We start from the raw sequence: 14726 nt of genomic DNA on the forward strand, positions 1-14726 counted from the left end.
GTCGGGGGCCGGGCGGAGGCTGACGTGCCGCTCGGTGGCGGCGTGCGCGGCGCGTTCGGTGACGGAGCGGGGRTCACGCCGGTACGCGGCGGCCCGGGCCGCGGCAACCAGGGACCGGTCACCGGCCCCGGCGAACGTCCCGGCGTCGGGCGCCAATTCCTCGTCGACGGCGGCCCGGTCCGCGGCGCTCAGGCACGCGGTTTCACGAACGAGCAGGGTGGCGCGCCATTCGTTCAGCTGCCCGGTCTGCAGGGCGSCGAGGGTGTGCGGCATTTCGGTCACGAGGGCTTTGGCCAGGCCCAGGAGCCGGCCGCCCCTGGCGGGGGATTCGTGCCGGGCCAGGGCGATCTGCGCGCCGATCCCGGTGCCGAGCTTCTCGGCCGGGACCCCGGCGGCGGCTTGTTCGCGGCGCTGGAGCAGGTCGAAGGCCACGGCGAGCCGGGCCTGTTCCGCGGTCGCGGCGGATTTCCAGTCCTCCAGTTCCCGGATCCGGTCAATGATCCCGGCACTGTCCGTGGCCGGACAGCCTAAGCCCATCGGTCCGGCGGCCGCGCCGCTCCCGGCGCGACTCAGGCCACCGTCGCCGTATCCTACCGGAGCCACTTCGGGCCCCTGATTGCCGTCCATGAATCCAGTGTTTCAGGGACCCCCGACAATAATGGCCGCAGGGGTCCGCCCCGGGTGCCAACTGCCAGGCGGCGGCCAATTCGTTAGCGAATGATGGCGGCTGTCGGTGCGGAAGTCTTGGACGCAGTTGAGTATCCGGCCTTCCGGCCAGCTGCTCGTACGGCGTCCCCAGGGTGCCCCCGGTTCGTTGACGCACGACCAGTTGGGCAACGTGCCCGACCTGAGCGACGAGCCGTCGCCAGCGAGCCACCCCAAAGTGGAATACATCCCGGGACCGGGGGTAGCGTCAACGTATGACACCTGGACGTCCCGTACCCCCGCCCCTTGCCAAGCCGTTGCCGGATTTGGACACCACAGACACCAAATCCGCCACCGCGGACAGCGCCGCGCAGAACGCCGGCCCCACACTCGCTGCTGCGTATGGTGCCACCTCACCGGACAGCGGGCTCGTTCCCTTGACCGTGTCCCGACGGGCGCCGAAGGCGGACGACGTCGAGATCGCAGTTGAATTCTGCGGACTGTGCCACTCGGACGTGCACGCCACCCGGGGCGAATGGGGCGGCGACACCTACCCGTTGATCCCGGGCCACGAGATTGTCGGCCGGGTCACCCGGCTCGGTTCCGCCGTCGACGACTTCACGGTGGGTGAGCGCGTGGGCGTGGGATGCATCGTGGACTCCTGCCGCGAGTGCGACAGCTGCCTGGACGGCCTCGAGCAGTACTGCGAAAACGCCGCGGTGGGAACCTACGGGGCGAAGGATGCCCGCAACGACGGCGCCATCACCCAGGGCGGGTATGCCACGTCGATCGTGGTGGACCGCCACTATGTCCTGCGGGTGCCGGAAGCATTGGACCCCGCCGCCGCGGCGCCCCTGCTGTGCGCCGGCATCACCACATATTCGCCCCTGAACCACTTCGAGGTCGAGGAAGGCGACGTCGTCGGCGTCGTCGGACTGGGCGGCCTCGGCCATATGGCCGTCAAGATCGCCAAGGCCATGGGCGCCGAGGTCAAGGTCTTCACGACGTCGGAGAACAAATTCGCCGCAGCGCGCGAGCTGGGCGCCGACGACGTCATCCTCTCCACCGACCCGGCCGCGATGGAAGCCGCGAACCGCAGCATCGACGTCATTATCGACACTGTCGCCGCACCGCACGACCTCAACCCCTACTTCCGCACGCTGGGCCTGGACGGTGTGCTGTTCCAGCTGGGCCTGCCCGCCGAAGCGATGCCGCCCGTCAACCCCGGGGTGCTGATCCGGCGCAGGATCGCCTATGCGGGTTCGCTGATCGGCGGCATCGCCGAGACGCAGGAGATGCTGGACTTCTGCGCCGAGCACGGCGTGGTGTCCGACGTTGAGGTGGTCGGCGCTGACCAGCTCAACGAAGCCTACGACCGCATGGTGGCAGGCGACGTCAAGTACCGTTTTGTCCTGGACGTCAGTACCCTGGGGTCCCCGGCAGAAAAGGCGGACGCATGAGCACTCTCTTCACCAAAATCATCAACGGCGAGATCCCGGGCCGCTTCGTCTGGCGCGAGGACGGCGTCGTGGCGTTCCTGACCATGGGCCCGCTGGCCGACGGCCACACCCTCGTGGTGCCCACCGAGGAAGTGGACCGCTGGACGGATGCCTCGCCCGAGGTCCTCGGCCGGGTCATGGAGGTTGCCCGCAAGATCGGCGCGGTCCAGGTGGAGGTGTTCGACGCCGCCCGGGCCGGGCTGATCGTGGCCGGCTACGAAATCAACCACATGCACGTCCACGTGTGGCCATCGAACTCAATGGCGGACTTTGATTTCGGCTCCGTGGACCAGCACCCGGATCCGGCCAGGCTGGACGCCAACGCGGAGAAGCTCCGCGAAGGCCTCCGCACGGCCGGCCACGCGGAGCACGTCCCGGCCGCATAGGTCCCGCCCGGACAGGCCCGCCCGGACATTCCCGGCCGCCAGTGCTGGCGCCGGCGCAGCACCCTCAGGGGTCTACGCCGGCGCCAGCACTTTGTTAAGGGCGGCCCGGATACGCTTTTCGGACACCGAATAGGCGGTCCCGAGTTCGACGGCGAAGAGGCTCACCCGCAGTTCCTCGATCATCCAGCGCACGTGGGTTAACTCCGCGCCCGCCCGCCGCCCGGGCAGCAGCGCGGACACGGCGTCGTCGTAGTCGTCCTCCAGGGCCTGGACCGCGGCCATGTGCTGGGCGTCCCGCTGCACGTTGCCCGGCAGCTTCTCGAGGCGCTTTTCGATCGCCGCGAGGTAGCGGGGCAGCTGGCTGAGCTGGGCGTAGCCCGTGCGTGCCACGAAACCCGGATACACCAGCTGCTCGAGCTGGCTCTTGACGTCGTTGAGCGCGCTGATCAGGGCCAGGCTCGTGGTGCCCTTGAGCTGCTTTTCGATCCGGCGGGTACTGGCCAGGATGCGTTCGACGACGGCGGTGACGGTAAAGACGGTGTCGATCAGCTCCGCCCGGACGCTCTCGTAGAGTGCCTTGAAGGAGGCCTCGTCCCACGGCAGCGGGGCCGGCGTGAGTTTGTCGATGGCGGCCAGGGCGCAGTCGGCGATCAGCGCGGCCACGGAACCGTGCGGGTTCTGGCTGAACGTCAGTTTCTCGGTGTTGTTCAGGTGCTCCAGGACATAGCGGTCCGGCGGCGGCACTTTCAGGGCCAGGAGCCGGATGACCCCGCCGCGCATGGCTTCCTGCTGTTCCGACGGCGTCTGGAACAGCCGCAGCGCCACGGACGTTCCCTCATCCACCAAGGCGGGATAGCCGGTGACGGTGTGCCCGCCAACGGTTCCCTGGACCTGGCGCTGGACGGTTCCAAAGGTCCAGTCCTTGAGCCCGGACATTTCGGTGAACCCGCCCGGCGCCGCGGCTGCGGCAGCGGCCAGGGCGGCCGACGGGGACGTGCCGGCCCGTGATGAACGCGCGCCATCCTTGCCGTTCGCGCCGGCTTTCGCCTTCGCCGCGGCATTTCCCTTGGATTGGGGTGCCGTGGTGCCCGGGGTGGCACCGAGGGATTCCGCGATGGCCCGGCGGGTGGCTGGGGCCAGCCGCTCCTGCAGCGCGTTCAGGTCCTTGCCCTCATCCAGCAACTTGCCGCGGGAATCCACCACGCGGAAGCTGACCCGCAAATGCGACGGGACGGCGTCCCAGTTCCAGGAGCCCGGCGGAATGACCTGTCCGCGGATCCGGCGCAGCACCAGTTCCAGCGACGGTTCGAGCTCGTCCGTGGCGGGATCGAAGTCCGCTTCCAGTGCCGCGACGGCCTGGCGGGCCACGTCCGGGGCAGGAACGAAGTTCTTGCGGATCTGCTTGGGCAGCGACTTGATGAGCGCCGTGACGAGTTCCACGCGCTGCCCGGGGATCAGCCAGCGGAACGCGGCATCGTCGAGCTGGTTCAGGAACAGCACCGGCACCTCGGCGGTGACGCCGTCGGATGGATTTGGCGGCGAACCGGGCGCCACGGGGTGAAACTCGTAGCTCAGCGGCAGCTCGAAGCCCTTGTGCAACAAGGTCTTGGGATAGGCCGAATCGTCCAGGGCCGCGGCGTCCTCGCTGATCAGCAGGGACTGGTCGAAGTCGAGCAGCGTGGGATCCTGCTGCCGTGCGTCCTTCCACCACTTGTCGAAGTGCCGCTCCGAGACGACCTCCGCGCCGATCCGGGCGTCGTAGAACTCGAAGAGTGTCTCGTCGTCCACCAGGATGTCGCGGCGCCGCATCCGGGCCTCGAGTTCCTCGACTTCGTGCAGCAGCGCGCGGTTGCGGTGGAAGAACTTGTGGTGGGTCTGCCAGTCGCCTTCAACCAGGGCATGGCGGATGAAGAGCTCGCGGCAGAGCTCCGGATCCACCTTGCCGTAGTTGATCCGCCGGCTCGGGATGATGGGCACGCCGTACAGCGTGACCTTTTCGTGGGCCATCACCGCGCCCATCTTCTTGGACCAGTGCGGCTCGCTGTAGCTGCGCTTGACCAGGTCGGGGGCCACCTGTTCGGCCCAGAGCGGATCGAACTTCGCCGCGACGCGGGCCCAGAGCCGGCTCGTCTCCACGAGCTCGGCGGCCATCACGAACGTGGGTGACTTCTTGAACAGTGCCGAACCCGGGAAAATCGCGAAGCGGCTGCCGCGGGCTCCGGCGTACTCGCGCTTGCGCTCGTCGAGGATGCCGACGTGGCTCAGCAGCCCCGAGAGCAGGCTGATGTGGATGCCGTCGTGGTTGCCCACCGGATCGGCAAGGCGCTTGTTGTCCAGGCTGATGCCCAGCGGGCGGGCCAGCTGGCGGAGCTGGGCGAACAGGTCCTGCCACTCCCTGACCCGCAGGTAGTTGATGAACTCGTTGCGGCAGAGCCGGCGGAACGCCGTGGAGGACAGTTCCTGCTGCTTCTCCTGCAGGTAGTTCCACAGGTTCAGGTAACCGGTGAAATCCGAGTTCTCGTCCCGGAAGCGGGCGTGCTTCTCCGCGGCGAGCTGCTGCTTGTCTGTTGGACGCTCGCGCGGGTCCTGGATGGTGAGCGCGGCGGCCAGGATCATGACCTCCCGGACACAGCCCCGCTTTCCGGACTCCACGATCATCCGGCCGAGCCTGGGGTCCACCGGCAGCTGGGCCAACTGCTGCCCGACGGCGGTGAGCCCGCTTCCGGGACGGCCGGAACCGCGGCGCTGCCCGCCGTCGCGCTGCCCGCCGTCGTCCGTTGGCTCCTGCCGCGCGGCGGTCAGGGCGCCGAGCTCGCGCAGGAGACTGACGCCGTCGTTGATGGCGCGCGAATCCGGCGGCTCGACGAACGGGAAGTTCTCCACGTCCTTCGGTCCGCGGGCCACGCCCATGGCGGTCATCTGCAGGATGACGGCCGCGAGGTTGGTGCGCAGGATCTCCGGATCCGTGAACAGCGGCCGCGACTCGAAGTCCTCCTCGGAGTACAGCCGGATCGCGATACCGTCGGAAACGCGGCCGCAGCGGCCCGAGCGCTGGTTGGCCGAAGCCTGGGAGACGCGCTCAATCGGCAGGCGCTGGACCTTGGTCCGGTGCGAGTAGCGCGAGATCCGGGCCGTGCCGGTGTCGATCACGTACTTGATGCCGGGGACCGTCAGCGAGGTTTCGGCGACGTTGGTGGCAAGTACGATCCGGCGCTTGCTGCCGGGGTGGAAAACCTTGTGCTGCTCCTGCAGGCTCAACCGGGCGAAGAGGGGAAGGACCTCGGTGCCCGCGAGGCGCCGGTTGGACTGGATGCGGGCGTTGAGGGCCTCCGCCGCGTCGCGGATTTCGCGCTCGCCGGAGAAGAAGATCAGGATGTCGCCGTGGGCTTCCAGGGCGAGCTCGTCGACGGCGTCGCACACCGCATCGAGCGGGTCGCGGTCCTCCTCGAGTTCGTCGTCCGCCGCGGCACCTTCTCCGGCTCCATCTTCGGCGCCGCCGGCCGGCTGGGAAAGCGGCCGGTAGCGGATTTCCACCGGGAAGGTCCGGCCCGACACCTCGATGATGGGGGAGGGCTCCTCGTCGCTGCCGAAGTGCTTGGCGAAGCGCTCCGGATCGATGGTGGCCGAGGTGATGATGATCTTCAGGTCCGGGCGCTGCGGCAGGATGCGCTTGAGGTAGCCGAGGATGAAGTCGATGTTGAGGCTGCGCTCGTGCGCCTCGTCAATGATGATGGCGTTGTACTTGCGCAGCAGCCTGTCGCGCTGGATCTCCGCCAGAAGGATGCCGTCGGTCATGAGTTTGACCTTGGTGGACCGGCTGACCTCGCCGGTGAAGCGGACCTGGAAACCGACTTCCTGGCCGATTTCGACGCCGAGTTCCTCCGCGATGCGCTCGGCCACGGTGCGGGCCGCGAGACGGCGGGGCTGGGTGTGGCCGATCAGCCCGTTCTCGCCCAGGCCGAGCTCAAGGCACATCTTGGGGATCTGGGTGGTCTTACCCGAGCCGGTCTCGCCGGCGATGATGGTCACCTGGTTGGCCGCGATGGCGGCCATAAGATCTTCGCGGCGCTCGGAGACCGGCAGCTCGGCGGGGTAGGAAATATGCAATGTCATGGCTGGAGACAGTCTACTGGGGTGGACTGTCCGCTGGGGTGGCGGCGGCTGTGCGGTCCTTCTATCGGGTCCGGCTGCTGCGGCCGGGCTGTTCCGTTGCTGCTTCAGGCCCGGCGCATAGTGAGGGCCCGGCTTGATGGGCCGGGCCCGATGGGCGTGTGGGCAAAACGTGCGCGGACTTAGAAGTTCCGCAGGGTGTAGTTGACGCTCGGCAGGTCCCGGGCCATCCAGTACTCTTCCGAGCGGACGGGCGGGGTGTGACCGAGGCCGTCCTTCCGCAGGGCGGAGATGGTGGCTGCGAGGCCGGCGATGATCAGGACGATGACGGCGATTCCGAGGAGTTCCATACCTCTATGGTTCTCCGGTCCAAGAACTAAAAGAAGTGGCAGAAATGCCCAAAAAGCTATAATTTCTGCCACTGTTCTGTCAGGATGAAATCATGATCAAATCAGTGGCAATGATCGTGGTTCCCAACTTCTCGATCTTCGAGTTCGCGACGGCTTTCGAGGTCTTCGGCATCGACCGCTCGGACCGCGGAAACGGCGTGCCCGCGTTCGATTTCCGCGTCTGCGCGCCCGAGCCGGGCGACGTCCCGCTCAAGTCCGGCCTGTCCATGCACGTCGGTCTCGGGCTGGAAGCAACTGCCGACGCCGACCTGGTGGTGATGGCGCCGTRCGGCCGGGACGAGGACGTTCCCGAATCCGTCCTGGAGGCGCTGCGGGCGGCCCATGCCCGGGGCGCCTGGGTGATGTCCATTTGTTCCGGTGCCTTTGCCCTGGCCCGGGCAGGCCTGCTCGATGGCCGCCGATGCACCACGCACTGGCATTACTCCCAGGAACTGGCCAGCCGATACCCGGCCGTGCTGGTGGATGAAAATGTCCTCTACGTCGAGGACGGCCGGATCATCACGAGTGCCGGCACGGCCGCGGGGATCGATGCCTGCCTGCACCTGGTCCGCGTGGAGTTCGGCGCCAAGGTGGCCGCCGCCATCGCCCGGGACATGGTGGTCCCTCCGCACCGGGACGGCGGCCAGGCCCAATACATCGACCGGCCCATTCCGCAGTGCGGCTCGGAACCCATGGAGCAGCTGCTGCAGTGGATGGTCCGGCACCTGGACGAGGAACACGCAGTCAACGAGCTGGCGGCCAGGGTCCATATGTCGCCGCGGACATTTGCGCGGCGCTTCCGTGCGGAAACGGGGGCCACCCCGGCGGCCTGGCTCAATTCCCAACGGGTGCTCCGTGCCCAGGAGCTGCTGGAAACCACGGAGCTCAATATCGACGAAATCGCGAGGGAATCCGGCTTCGGACATTCGGTCCTGTTGCGGCACCACTTTACGAAGGCGCTGGACACCAGCCCGCAGTCCTACCGGCGCACGTTCCGCGGGCACCTGGCCACGGCGTAGCGGGCCCCGGCCCGGCAGGAGCGTCTAGGCAAAGCCCGGCGGCGCCGATTCCTCGGCCGCGGCCCGTGCGCATTCGACGAGGTCGCGCCACGGGCCCGTCAGTTCACGCTCGGGCAGGACCGCCCGCCGTTGATCGGCCCGGATGCTGTACATGAACCGGTCCGGCTGGCCGGATGTCCCGCTGGTCCCGGCGACGTCGTCCCAGGGGCAGGCCTCAATCAGCGGCTGCCACCGGTCGGTGTCCTCGGGCGGCTCGGGCCGGACGGTCCACGTCCTTTTCATTCCGGCCACGCCGCCACTGCGCTGGACAGTTATCTTCATCGGACTCGGACCTTCATCGGACTCGGATCTGCAGGGGCCTGGGCTTATCGTCGGGCTCCCGGGAGCTTGACCTTCACAGTTTCCCACGCGGAGCGCACGGCGTCATGTTCCTTGGAATCCTCGCCGAAAAGCTCCTTGGCAGAGGCGGCTGTTGCCTTGGCGAAGGCACCGAACGTGGCGGTGGGGGACAGCTTGCCGCCCGTCAGGGTCTCGTACCAGATCTGTGCCGGTGCGTCCCAGGCATTGCCGCCGAGGGCGGTGGCCACCAGGCAGAACGCGCGGTTGGGGATGCCGGAGTTGATGTGCACGCCGCCGTTGTCCGCGCTTGTGCGCACGTAGCCGTCCATCGAGTCCGGCTGCGGGTCCTTGCCGAGCACGTCGTCGTCGTATGCCGTTCCCGGAGCCTTCATGGAACGCAAGGCGGCCCCCTGCACCTGGTCCGTGAAGAGGCCTTCACCGATCAGCCAGCTGGCCTCCGCCGTCGACTGCTTCCGCACATACTGCTCAACGAGGGCACCGAAGACATCGGACATCGATTCGTTCAGGGCGCCGGCCTGGTTGCGGTAGACCAGCCCGGCCGAGTACTGGGTCACGCCGTGGGTGAGCTCGTGGCCAATGACGCTCAGGGATTTCGTGAACCGCCCGAAGACCTGGCCGTCACCGTCGCCGAAGACCATTTGCTGGCCGTCCCAGAATGCGTTGTCGTACAGGCGGCCGTAGTGGACCGTGGCATCAAGGTGCAGGCCTTTGCCGTCGATCGAATTGCGTCCGAAAGCCTCGGCGTAGAGGCGGTGGGTGTGCCCCAGCCCGTCATAGGCCTCGTCGGCGGCGGGATCGCCGGTGGGCGGTTCGCCTTCTTTGCGGACCACGCTGCCGGGCAGCTTCTCGGTGGACTTGGCGTCGTAGACCGTCCGTTCCGGCGGGGACGGCTTGAGTTCCCGCAGGCCCGGACGACTGCCGGGCCCGGGCACTGCGCGGGAGGCCTGGAACCCCGGGACGTGTTGCAGGGCCTGCTTTGCCCCGTGGGCGGCCCTGGAGAGCTCCGGCTTTTGCTGTGCGGCCAGCCTGCGGAGCAAATAGGGYGGAACGATGGAACAGTACACAGTTGAGAAGAACACTTGAGACCCCCTTCATGCTTCGGAGCCGGCAGGGTAGCCCGCCACCGATGAAAACAGCCTACGAGGGAGCACCGACAATCGGCAGGGGCAAAGCCGCTGGATTTCCGCGCTCTTTTGGCGGGATTCAGGGCACAAAAAAACCCCGCCGTTTCAATGAAACAGCGGGGTTTGCCGGCGATGCCGGTATTTTGTGCCCTCGATTGGAATCGAACCAACGACCTTCTGCTCCGGAGGCAGACGCTCTATCCCCTGAGCTACGAGGGCAGTCAGGGTTCCTGCCGTTACCGGCGGGACGTCCTAGAGCTTAGCAGGAAGGTGGCCTCCAACGGAAAACCATGGAAAACGGTCGCTCATTTATGGAGTCAAGTGGCGGTCCAACGCGGCCTATGTGCGGGGTCCGCAGCTTGGCCGATCCCGCGGATTGGCCGGTCCGCTCAGTAGCGGCGTCAGTAGCCGGTGAACGTATCCACATGGACCCGGCGGGCGCCCGCGCCACGCGCCGCGGCCCGCAGCGAACGCACGCTGGCGGGCGAGCCGGAGATGAAGACTTCCCGGCCGCCGATGTCCGGCACCAGGTCCTCGAGGGCCGCCGCGTCAATCCTTCCGGCGCCTGCGTCCTCCATGTTGGCCGGCGGCGCCGAACCGTCGGCCAGCCGGGCCACGATGCGCGCCCCCGAGCGCTGGAGCTCCTCGGCGTAGCCCAGTTCGGCGGCACTCTTGGCCAGGTACAGCAGGACAACGTCGCGGTCCCCGGCCGGGTTTCCGGCCGACGCCCCGGCCAGCTGGGCCACATACGGGGTGATCCCGATTCCGGCCGCGACGAGCAGCACGGGGGTGGCCGGGTCCCGGGGCAGGACGAAGTCGCCGCTCACCGTGGTGGCGGTGAGCCCGGCGCCGGGTGCCAGGGACAGCAGCGATCGCTTGGCTGAGGACACCGGTTCGGCCGTCCCCACCCCGATCGTCAGCAGGGAGGCTCCGGGTGCGCTGGTCAGGCTGAACACGCGCCGGATTCCCTTGCCGTCACCCTTCCCATCGCCCCTGGCGGCGCCAGCGTCGCCGGCCGTGTCCGGGGGCAGGTGGAGCTCCAGGGCCTGTCCGGGAGCGAAGCGCACCGGACGTTCCGGGCGGAAGCTGAATTCCGTCGTCGTGGGCGTCAGCGGACGGCTCGCGACGAACGCCAGCCGGACCCCGCCCCGCTGTCCGACGGCGAAGGCAAGCGCGTTGCCCGCGAGCAGCGCCAGCTCGGGGGAGTTGGCCACAAACCCCAGGTTGTAGGGGACGGCAAACAGTGCCCCGACGACGGCGGCCAGGGCCAGCTGCTGCCAGCGCCGCGGGGGCAGGGTGAGCGGCTCGGTGAGCATGAACCCGACGAAGAACAGCACCGGCCGCTGCGCGAGCGTCTGCCACAGGGCCTCGGGGAGATTCATCCCGGCCCGGAGCAGATCGGCGGCCACGATGGACACGGCAACCACGGCGAAGACGGCGGCCATGGCGAACTTCCGGGTCCGGTAGAGCACCAGCAGCACCCCTGGCAGCACCAGCCAGAGCATGGCCGGCGTCGCGGCCCACCAGGTGGCAATGTTGAGCCCGGTCAGCCCGGCCAGGAACGCGCCGGCCGCGGCCGGATTGAAGATGTGCCGGCCGCGCCAGGCCAGCGCGTACTTCGAGGCCGAGGCCAGTACGCAGGCCAGGGCGACGCCGGCGATCTCCGCCGGCTGGAGGCCCTGGGTTGGCTGGCTGGGCCAGAAAAGCTCGCTGGGCCAGAATAGAAAGTACAGCAGCAGGCCGGTGATGAGTGAGGATTCCGTGTGCGGCCGCACACGGAACAGTGCGGCCAGCCCCTGGCTGGAGGCGTACGTCAGGCCAAGACACAGGGCAAGGTGGGCCAGCATTTCCGGCAGCCCGAACGTCAGCCAGCCCAGCACATTGAGCAGCAGGCTGTAGCCGGCCAGGACGGCCAGGACCCACAGCACCAGCCGGTAAATCGTGAGCCGGCCCAAGGCGGTGTCCAGCCTCGAGCCGAGGGCGGTGCCGGTGATGGCAGTCATGAGAACAGGGCCCCTTCGAAGTCGGCTGAATATTCCGCGTGCCCGTCCGCATAAACCGTGAGCCAGGCGCAATCGAACTCCTGCTCCAGCCGCGGACCGTCGACAAAGAACAACGCAGTGGCCAGCGCATCGGCCACCATCGCGGTCCCGGCCATGGCCCAGCTGGCGACAACGGTACGCACCGGCGCTCCCGTGGTGCCGTCCAGGACATGATGGAACCCGTCGCCCCAGGCGCGCCGGTTGGCGGCGGAAGCGCACAGGGCACCGGCCCCCAGCTGGACGGTGCCGATTGCCCGGGTGGGATCGTAGGGGTGCTCGAGGGCAACCGCCACCGGATCCGGCCCCGGATTCAGCAGGTCCCCGCTGGCATCGATGAAATGCCCGGCGCAGCCGCCGTCCCGGAGCTGGGCGGAGAGCAGATCGGCCAGCTGGCCCTTTCCGGCCGCGCCGACGTCGATCACCACAGGAACCGTGGTGGTCAGCGCGGTGCCCTGCCAGTCCAGCGCATCCTCCCACCGGGGCGCGGGAAGCGGCGCACCGCCCGGGCGCAGGGTGTAGGTGGCGTCGTAGCCCAGGCGCTCCAGGCTCCCGCCGATGAGCGGGGTCATCGCACCCCCGGTGAGCCGGTACAGGGTGCCGTACAGCTCGCCCAGGGCGGCCCCTTCGGCGGGCAGCTCAATGCGGCCAGGCGTCCGGGCTGCGTCGGCAATGAGCGCATCGGGGCGGAACCGGGACCACGCGGCGTCGTACTCCGCCACCGTGGCGAGCAGGCCGCGGCGGAGCTCGCCGGAGAGCCGGGACGGGGTGGAAATCTCCCAGCGGGTCCCGATCCCGTCAAAGCTGAAGTGCGTCCAGCCCGGATGCGCCACGATTCCTCTGTTCCCTTGTTGCGCTATTGGGCCTGTGACTTGATCTTCGCCACGGCCTGGTTGAAGCCGCCGCTGGTCAGCGAGGATCCGGCCACTTTGGAAACCTTGATCTCGTCGAGCTTCTTGCCAACAACCTGGGACTGGATGCCGCCGGCGAACTCGCCCTGGAACTTTCGGGTGTTCGGATTCGAGGGGTGCTGCGTGATCTTCACGTCGGACACGGCACCGCCGGCCAGCGTCAGCTCCACGCCCACGGTCTCAGTGCCGTTGGGGGAGGTGTAGTTCCCGTCGGCGCTGTACGTGCCGTCCTTGTAGGAACCGGTACCGGCGGTCCCGGAAGCTGCGGGCGGCGCGGCCTCTGCGGCCGGGGCCTGCGCAGAAGGGGCGCAGCCAGCCGCAGTTCCGGCCACGGAGACGCCGGCAATGCCGACGAGGACGCTTTTGCGGAAGGCGGTATTCATGCGGGACTCGATTCTTTGCGGGGATCGGACAGCGAACAATGTGGAGGCACTGACACGGTTGCAGACGTTGAATTCAGGGTAACGGTTCACCCTTGGTGCGAGGCATCGAAGACCTTGGGTATTCCCGTAACCGGCCCCGCCGTCATGCCGGGTGCCAGATTCCGCCGCACTCCGGGCCCACCGGTAGGCTAGAACTGTGACCCCAGAAGAACTCTCCCTCGCCATATCCGCCTGCCTGAAGGACGCCGTTGCCGCCGGTGACATAGCCCTCTCCGCGGCCGACATCCCGGATGAGGTGCGCGTGGAGCGGCCCAAGAACAGGGACCACGGGGACTGGGCCACCAACGTCGCCCTCCAGTTGGCCAAAACGGCGGGCACCAACCCGCGGGAGTTCGCGTCCGTCCTGAGCGCCCGGCTCAAAACGATCGACGGCGTGTCCGCGGTGGACATCGCCGGCCCCGGCTTCCTGAACATCACCGTGGACGCCGCTGCCGCCGGTGCCCTCGCCAAGGCGATCGTCGAGGCCGGTGCGGCCTACGGCACCAACACCGCGCTCGCCGGGCACGTGGTCAACATGGAATTCGTCTCGGCCAACCCCACCGGCCCGCTGCACATCGGCCACACCCGCTGGGCCGCCCTSGGCGACGCGATCGCCCGCGTCCTCCGGGCCTCCGGTGCCGACGTCACTGCCGAGTACTACATCAACGACGCCGGTTCCCAGATGAACGTGTTCGCGAACTCCGTGTTCGCCAGGCTGCACGGCCTGGACGTGCCCCAGGGCGGCTACCCGGGCCAGTACATCGCGGACCTCGGCCACGAGGTGCTCACCGAGCACCCGGACATCCGCGAACTCACCGAGGTGGCGGCCCTGCCGGTGATCCGGGGCGCCGCCTACAAGGCGCAGATGCATGACATCAAGCAGACGCTGGCCGAGTTTGGTGTCGACTTCGATGTCTACTTCTCCGAGCAGGAGCTCCACGACGCCGGCGCGATCGAGGACGCCGTCGCCCGCCTGCGCGAACAGGGCCACGTGTTCGACGACGGCGGCGCGGTCTGGCTGCGCACCACCGACTTCGGCGATGACAAGGACCGCGTGATGRTCCGCGCAAACGGYGAGCCCACGTACTTCGCCGCYGACGCCGCSTAYTAYCTGTCCAAGAAGGACCGSGGCTACACCGARAAGATCTACCTSCTSGGCGCCGACCACCACGGCTACATCAACCGGCTCAAGGCCATCGCGGCAGCCGCCGGGGACGACCCCGAGGTCAACATCGAGGTCCTGATCGGCCAGCTGGTCTCCGTCAACGGTGCCAAGCTGTCCAAGCGCGCCGGCAACATCATCGAGCTCAAGGACCTTATCTCCTGGCTCGGCAAGGACGCCGTCCGGTACTCGCTGGCCCGGTTCCCTGCCGATTCGCCGCTGACGCTGGACCCGGAGTTGCTGAAGAAGCACAGCAACGAAAACCCGGTGTTCTACGTCCAGTACGCCCATGCCCGCTCCCGCGGCGCCGCCCGCAACGCCGTGGCCGCCGGCGTGGAGCGCCGTGTGGACGGCATAGACAGCTTCAACGCCGCCCTGCTGGAGCACCCCACCGAAAACGAGCTGCTCTCGCACCTGGGCAGCTATCCCTCGATCGTGGCCAAGGCCGCCGAGCTGCGCGAGCCGCACCGCGTGGCCCRCCACCTCGAAGTGATCGCCGGCGCCTACCACCGCTGGTATGACGCCTGCCGCGTGGCGCCGCAGGGCGAGGAACCCATCACCGACACCAACCGCACCAGGCTGTGGCTCAATGACGCCACCAGCCAGGTGCTGGCCAACGGACTGGAACTGCTGGGCGTCTCGGCGCCGGAACGGATGTGA

The 14726-nt window shown here is 68.2% G+C and carries 11 protein-coding genes, 1 tRNA gene and 1 pseudogene; 4 read left to right on the forward strand and 9 right to left on the reverse strand.

The window, feature by feature from the left end:
- Window positions 1-537, reverse strand: a pseudogene (locus AC1DHX_RS13955) (HNH endonuclease); the annotation flags it as partial.
- A 383-nt stretch (window positions 538-920) separates the two neighbouring features.
- Between AC1DHX_RS13955 and AC1DHX_RS13960 the strand changes: the two are divergent.
- Complete coding sequence (locus AC1DHX_RS13960) at window positions 921-2105, forward strand: NAD(P)-dependent alcohol dehydrogenase (RefSeq protein ID WP_476858845.1); 1185 nt, start codon at window positions 921-923, stop codon at window positions 2103-2105.
- Window positions 2102-2530 (forward strand): HIT family protein, encoded by a 429-nt coding sequence (locus AC1DHX_RS13965; protein ID WP_476858844.1) that lies wholly within the window; start codon window positions 2102-2104, stop codon window positions 2528-2530. Before AC1DHX_RS13960 ends, AC1DHX_RS13965 begins: the two co-directional genes overlap by 4 nt.
- A gap of 72 nt (window positions 2531-2602) precedes the next feature.
- On the opposite strand, the gene hrpA is transcribed toward AC1DHX_RS13965, so the two are convergent.
- Together hrpA and AC1DHX_RS13975 are read right to left on the reverse strand one after the other, a co-directional pair.
- On the reverse strand, window positions 2603-6643 hold the full coding sequence (hrpA, locus tag AC1DHX_RS13970) for an ATP-dependent RNA helicase HrpA (protein WP_476858843.1): 4041 nt from the start codon (window positions 6641-6643) through the stop codon (window positions 2603-2605).
- A 179-nt stretch (window positions 6644-6822) separates the two neighbouring features.
- A complete protein-coding gene (locus AC1DHX_RS13975; RefSeq protein WP_230007826.1) occupies window positions 6823-6990 on the reverse strand; it encodes a hypothetical protein in 168 nt (55 codons plus the stop codon).
- Window positions 6991-7082: 92 nt separating this feature from the next.
- Between AC1DHX_RS13975 and AC1DHX_RS13980 the strand changes: the two genes are divergently transcribed.
- Window positions 7083-8048 carry a GlxA family transcriptional regulator gene (locus tag AC1DHX_RS13980; RefSeq protein WP_476900138.1) on the forward strand — a complete coding sequence of 322 codons (966 nt, stop codon included), beginning with the start codon at window positions 7083-7085 and terminating at the stop codon, window positions 8046-8048.
- Between the two features lie 24 nt (window positions 8049-8072).
- Here the strand turns inward: AC1DHX_RS13980 and AC1DHX_RS13985 are convergent, their stop codons facing one another.
- From AC1DHX_RS13985 to AC1DHX_RS14010, 6 genes are all read right to left on the reverse strand, one after another.
- Window positions 8073-8369, reverse strand: a complete 297-nt coding sequence (locus AC1DHX_RS13985) for a protealysin inhibitor emfourin (protein WP_230007827.1) — start codon at window positions 8367-8369, stop codon at window positions 8073-8075.
- 44 nt (window positions 8370-8413) lie between these two features.
- The gene (locus tag AC1DHX_RS13990) at window positions 8414-9487 is read right to left on the reverse strand and encodes a M4 family metallopeptidase (RefSeq protein WP_476858842.1); all 1074 of its coding nucleotides are present in this window, start codon (window positions 9485-9487) and stop codon (window positions 8414-8416) included.
- A 191-nt stretch (window positions 9488-9678) separates the two neighbouring features.
- A tRNA-Arg gene (locus AC1DHX_RS13995) sits at window positions 9679-9751 on the reverse strand.
- Window positions 9752-9933: 182 nt separating this feature from the next.
- Window positions 9934-11535, reverse strand: coding sequence for an FAD-dependent oxidoreductase (locus AC1DHX_RS14000; RefSeq protein ID WP_476858841.1), 1602 nt, complete (start codon window positions 11533-11535; stop codon window positions 9934-9936).
- Window positions 11532-12404, reverse strand: a complete 873-nt coding sequence (locus AC1DHX_RS14005) for an FAD:protein FMN transferase (protein ID WP_476857525.1) — start codon at window positions 12402-12404, stop codon at window positions 11532-11534. Before AC1DHX_RS14005 ends, AC1DHX_RS14000 begins: the two co-directional genes overlap by 4 nt.
- 23 nt (window positions 12405-12427) lie before the next feature.
- The gene (locus AC1DHX_RS14010) at window positions 12428-12865 is read right to left on the reverse strand and encodes an FMN-binding protein (RefSeq protein WP_476858840.1); all 438 of its coding nucleotides are present in this window, start codon (window positions 12863-12865) and stop codon (window positions 12428-12430) included.
- A gap of 196 nt (window positions 12866-13061) precedes the next feature.
- On the opposite strand from AC1DHX_RS14010, the gene argS reads away from it, so the two are divergent.
- On the forward strand, window positions 13062-14726 hold the full coding sequence (gene argS / locus AC1DHX_RS14015; RefSeq protein ID WP_476900139.1) for an arginine--tRNA ligase: 1665 nt from the start codon (window positions 13062-13064) through the stop codon (window positions 14724-14726).

The sequence above is a fragment of the Arthrobacter sp. 05N33_2 genome (assembly GCF_056397425.1).

Excerpts from the sequence above, each read along its gene's own strand:
- AC1DHX_RS13960 (WP_476858845.1), top strand. The coding sequence starts at position 921 with ATGACACCTGGACGTCCCGTACCCCCGCCCCTTGCCAAGCCGTTGCCG.
- AC1DHX_RS13965 (WP_476858844.1), top strand. The coding sequence starts at position 2,102 with ATGAGCACTCTCTTCACCAAAATCATCAACGGCGAGATCCCGGGCCGC.
- hrpA (WP_476858843.1), bottom strand. The coding sequence starts at position 6,643 with ATGACATTGCATATTTCCTACCCCGCCGAGCTGCCGGTCTCCGAGCGC.
- AC1DHX_RS13975 (WP_230007826.1), bottom strand. The coding sequence starts at position 6,990 with ATGGAACTCCTCGGAATCGCCGTCATCGTCCTGATCATCGCCGGCCTC.
- AC1DHX_RS13985 (WP_230007827.1), bottom strand. The coding sequence starts at position 8,369 with ATGAAGATAACTGTCCAGCGCAGTGGCGGCGTGGCCGGAATGAAAAGG.
- AC1DHX_RS14000 (WP_476858841.1), bottom strand. The coding sequence starts at position 11,535 with ATGACTGCCATCACCGGCACCGCCCTCGGCTCGAGGCTGGACACCGCC.
- AC1DHX_RS14010 (WP_476858840.1), bottom strand. The coding sequence starts at position 12,865 with ATGAATACCGCCTTCCGCAAAAGCGTCCTCGTCGGCATTGCCGGCGTC.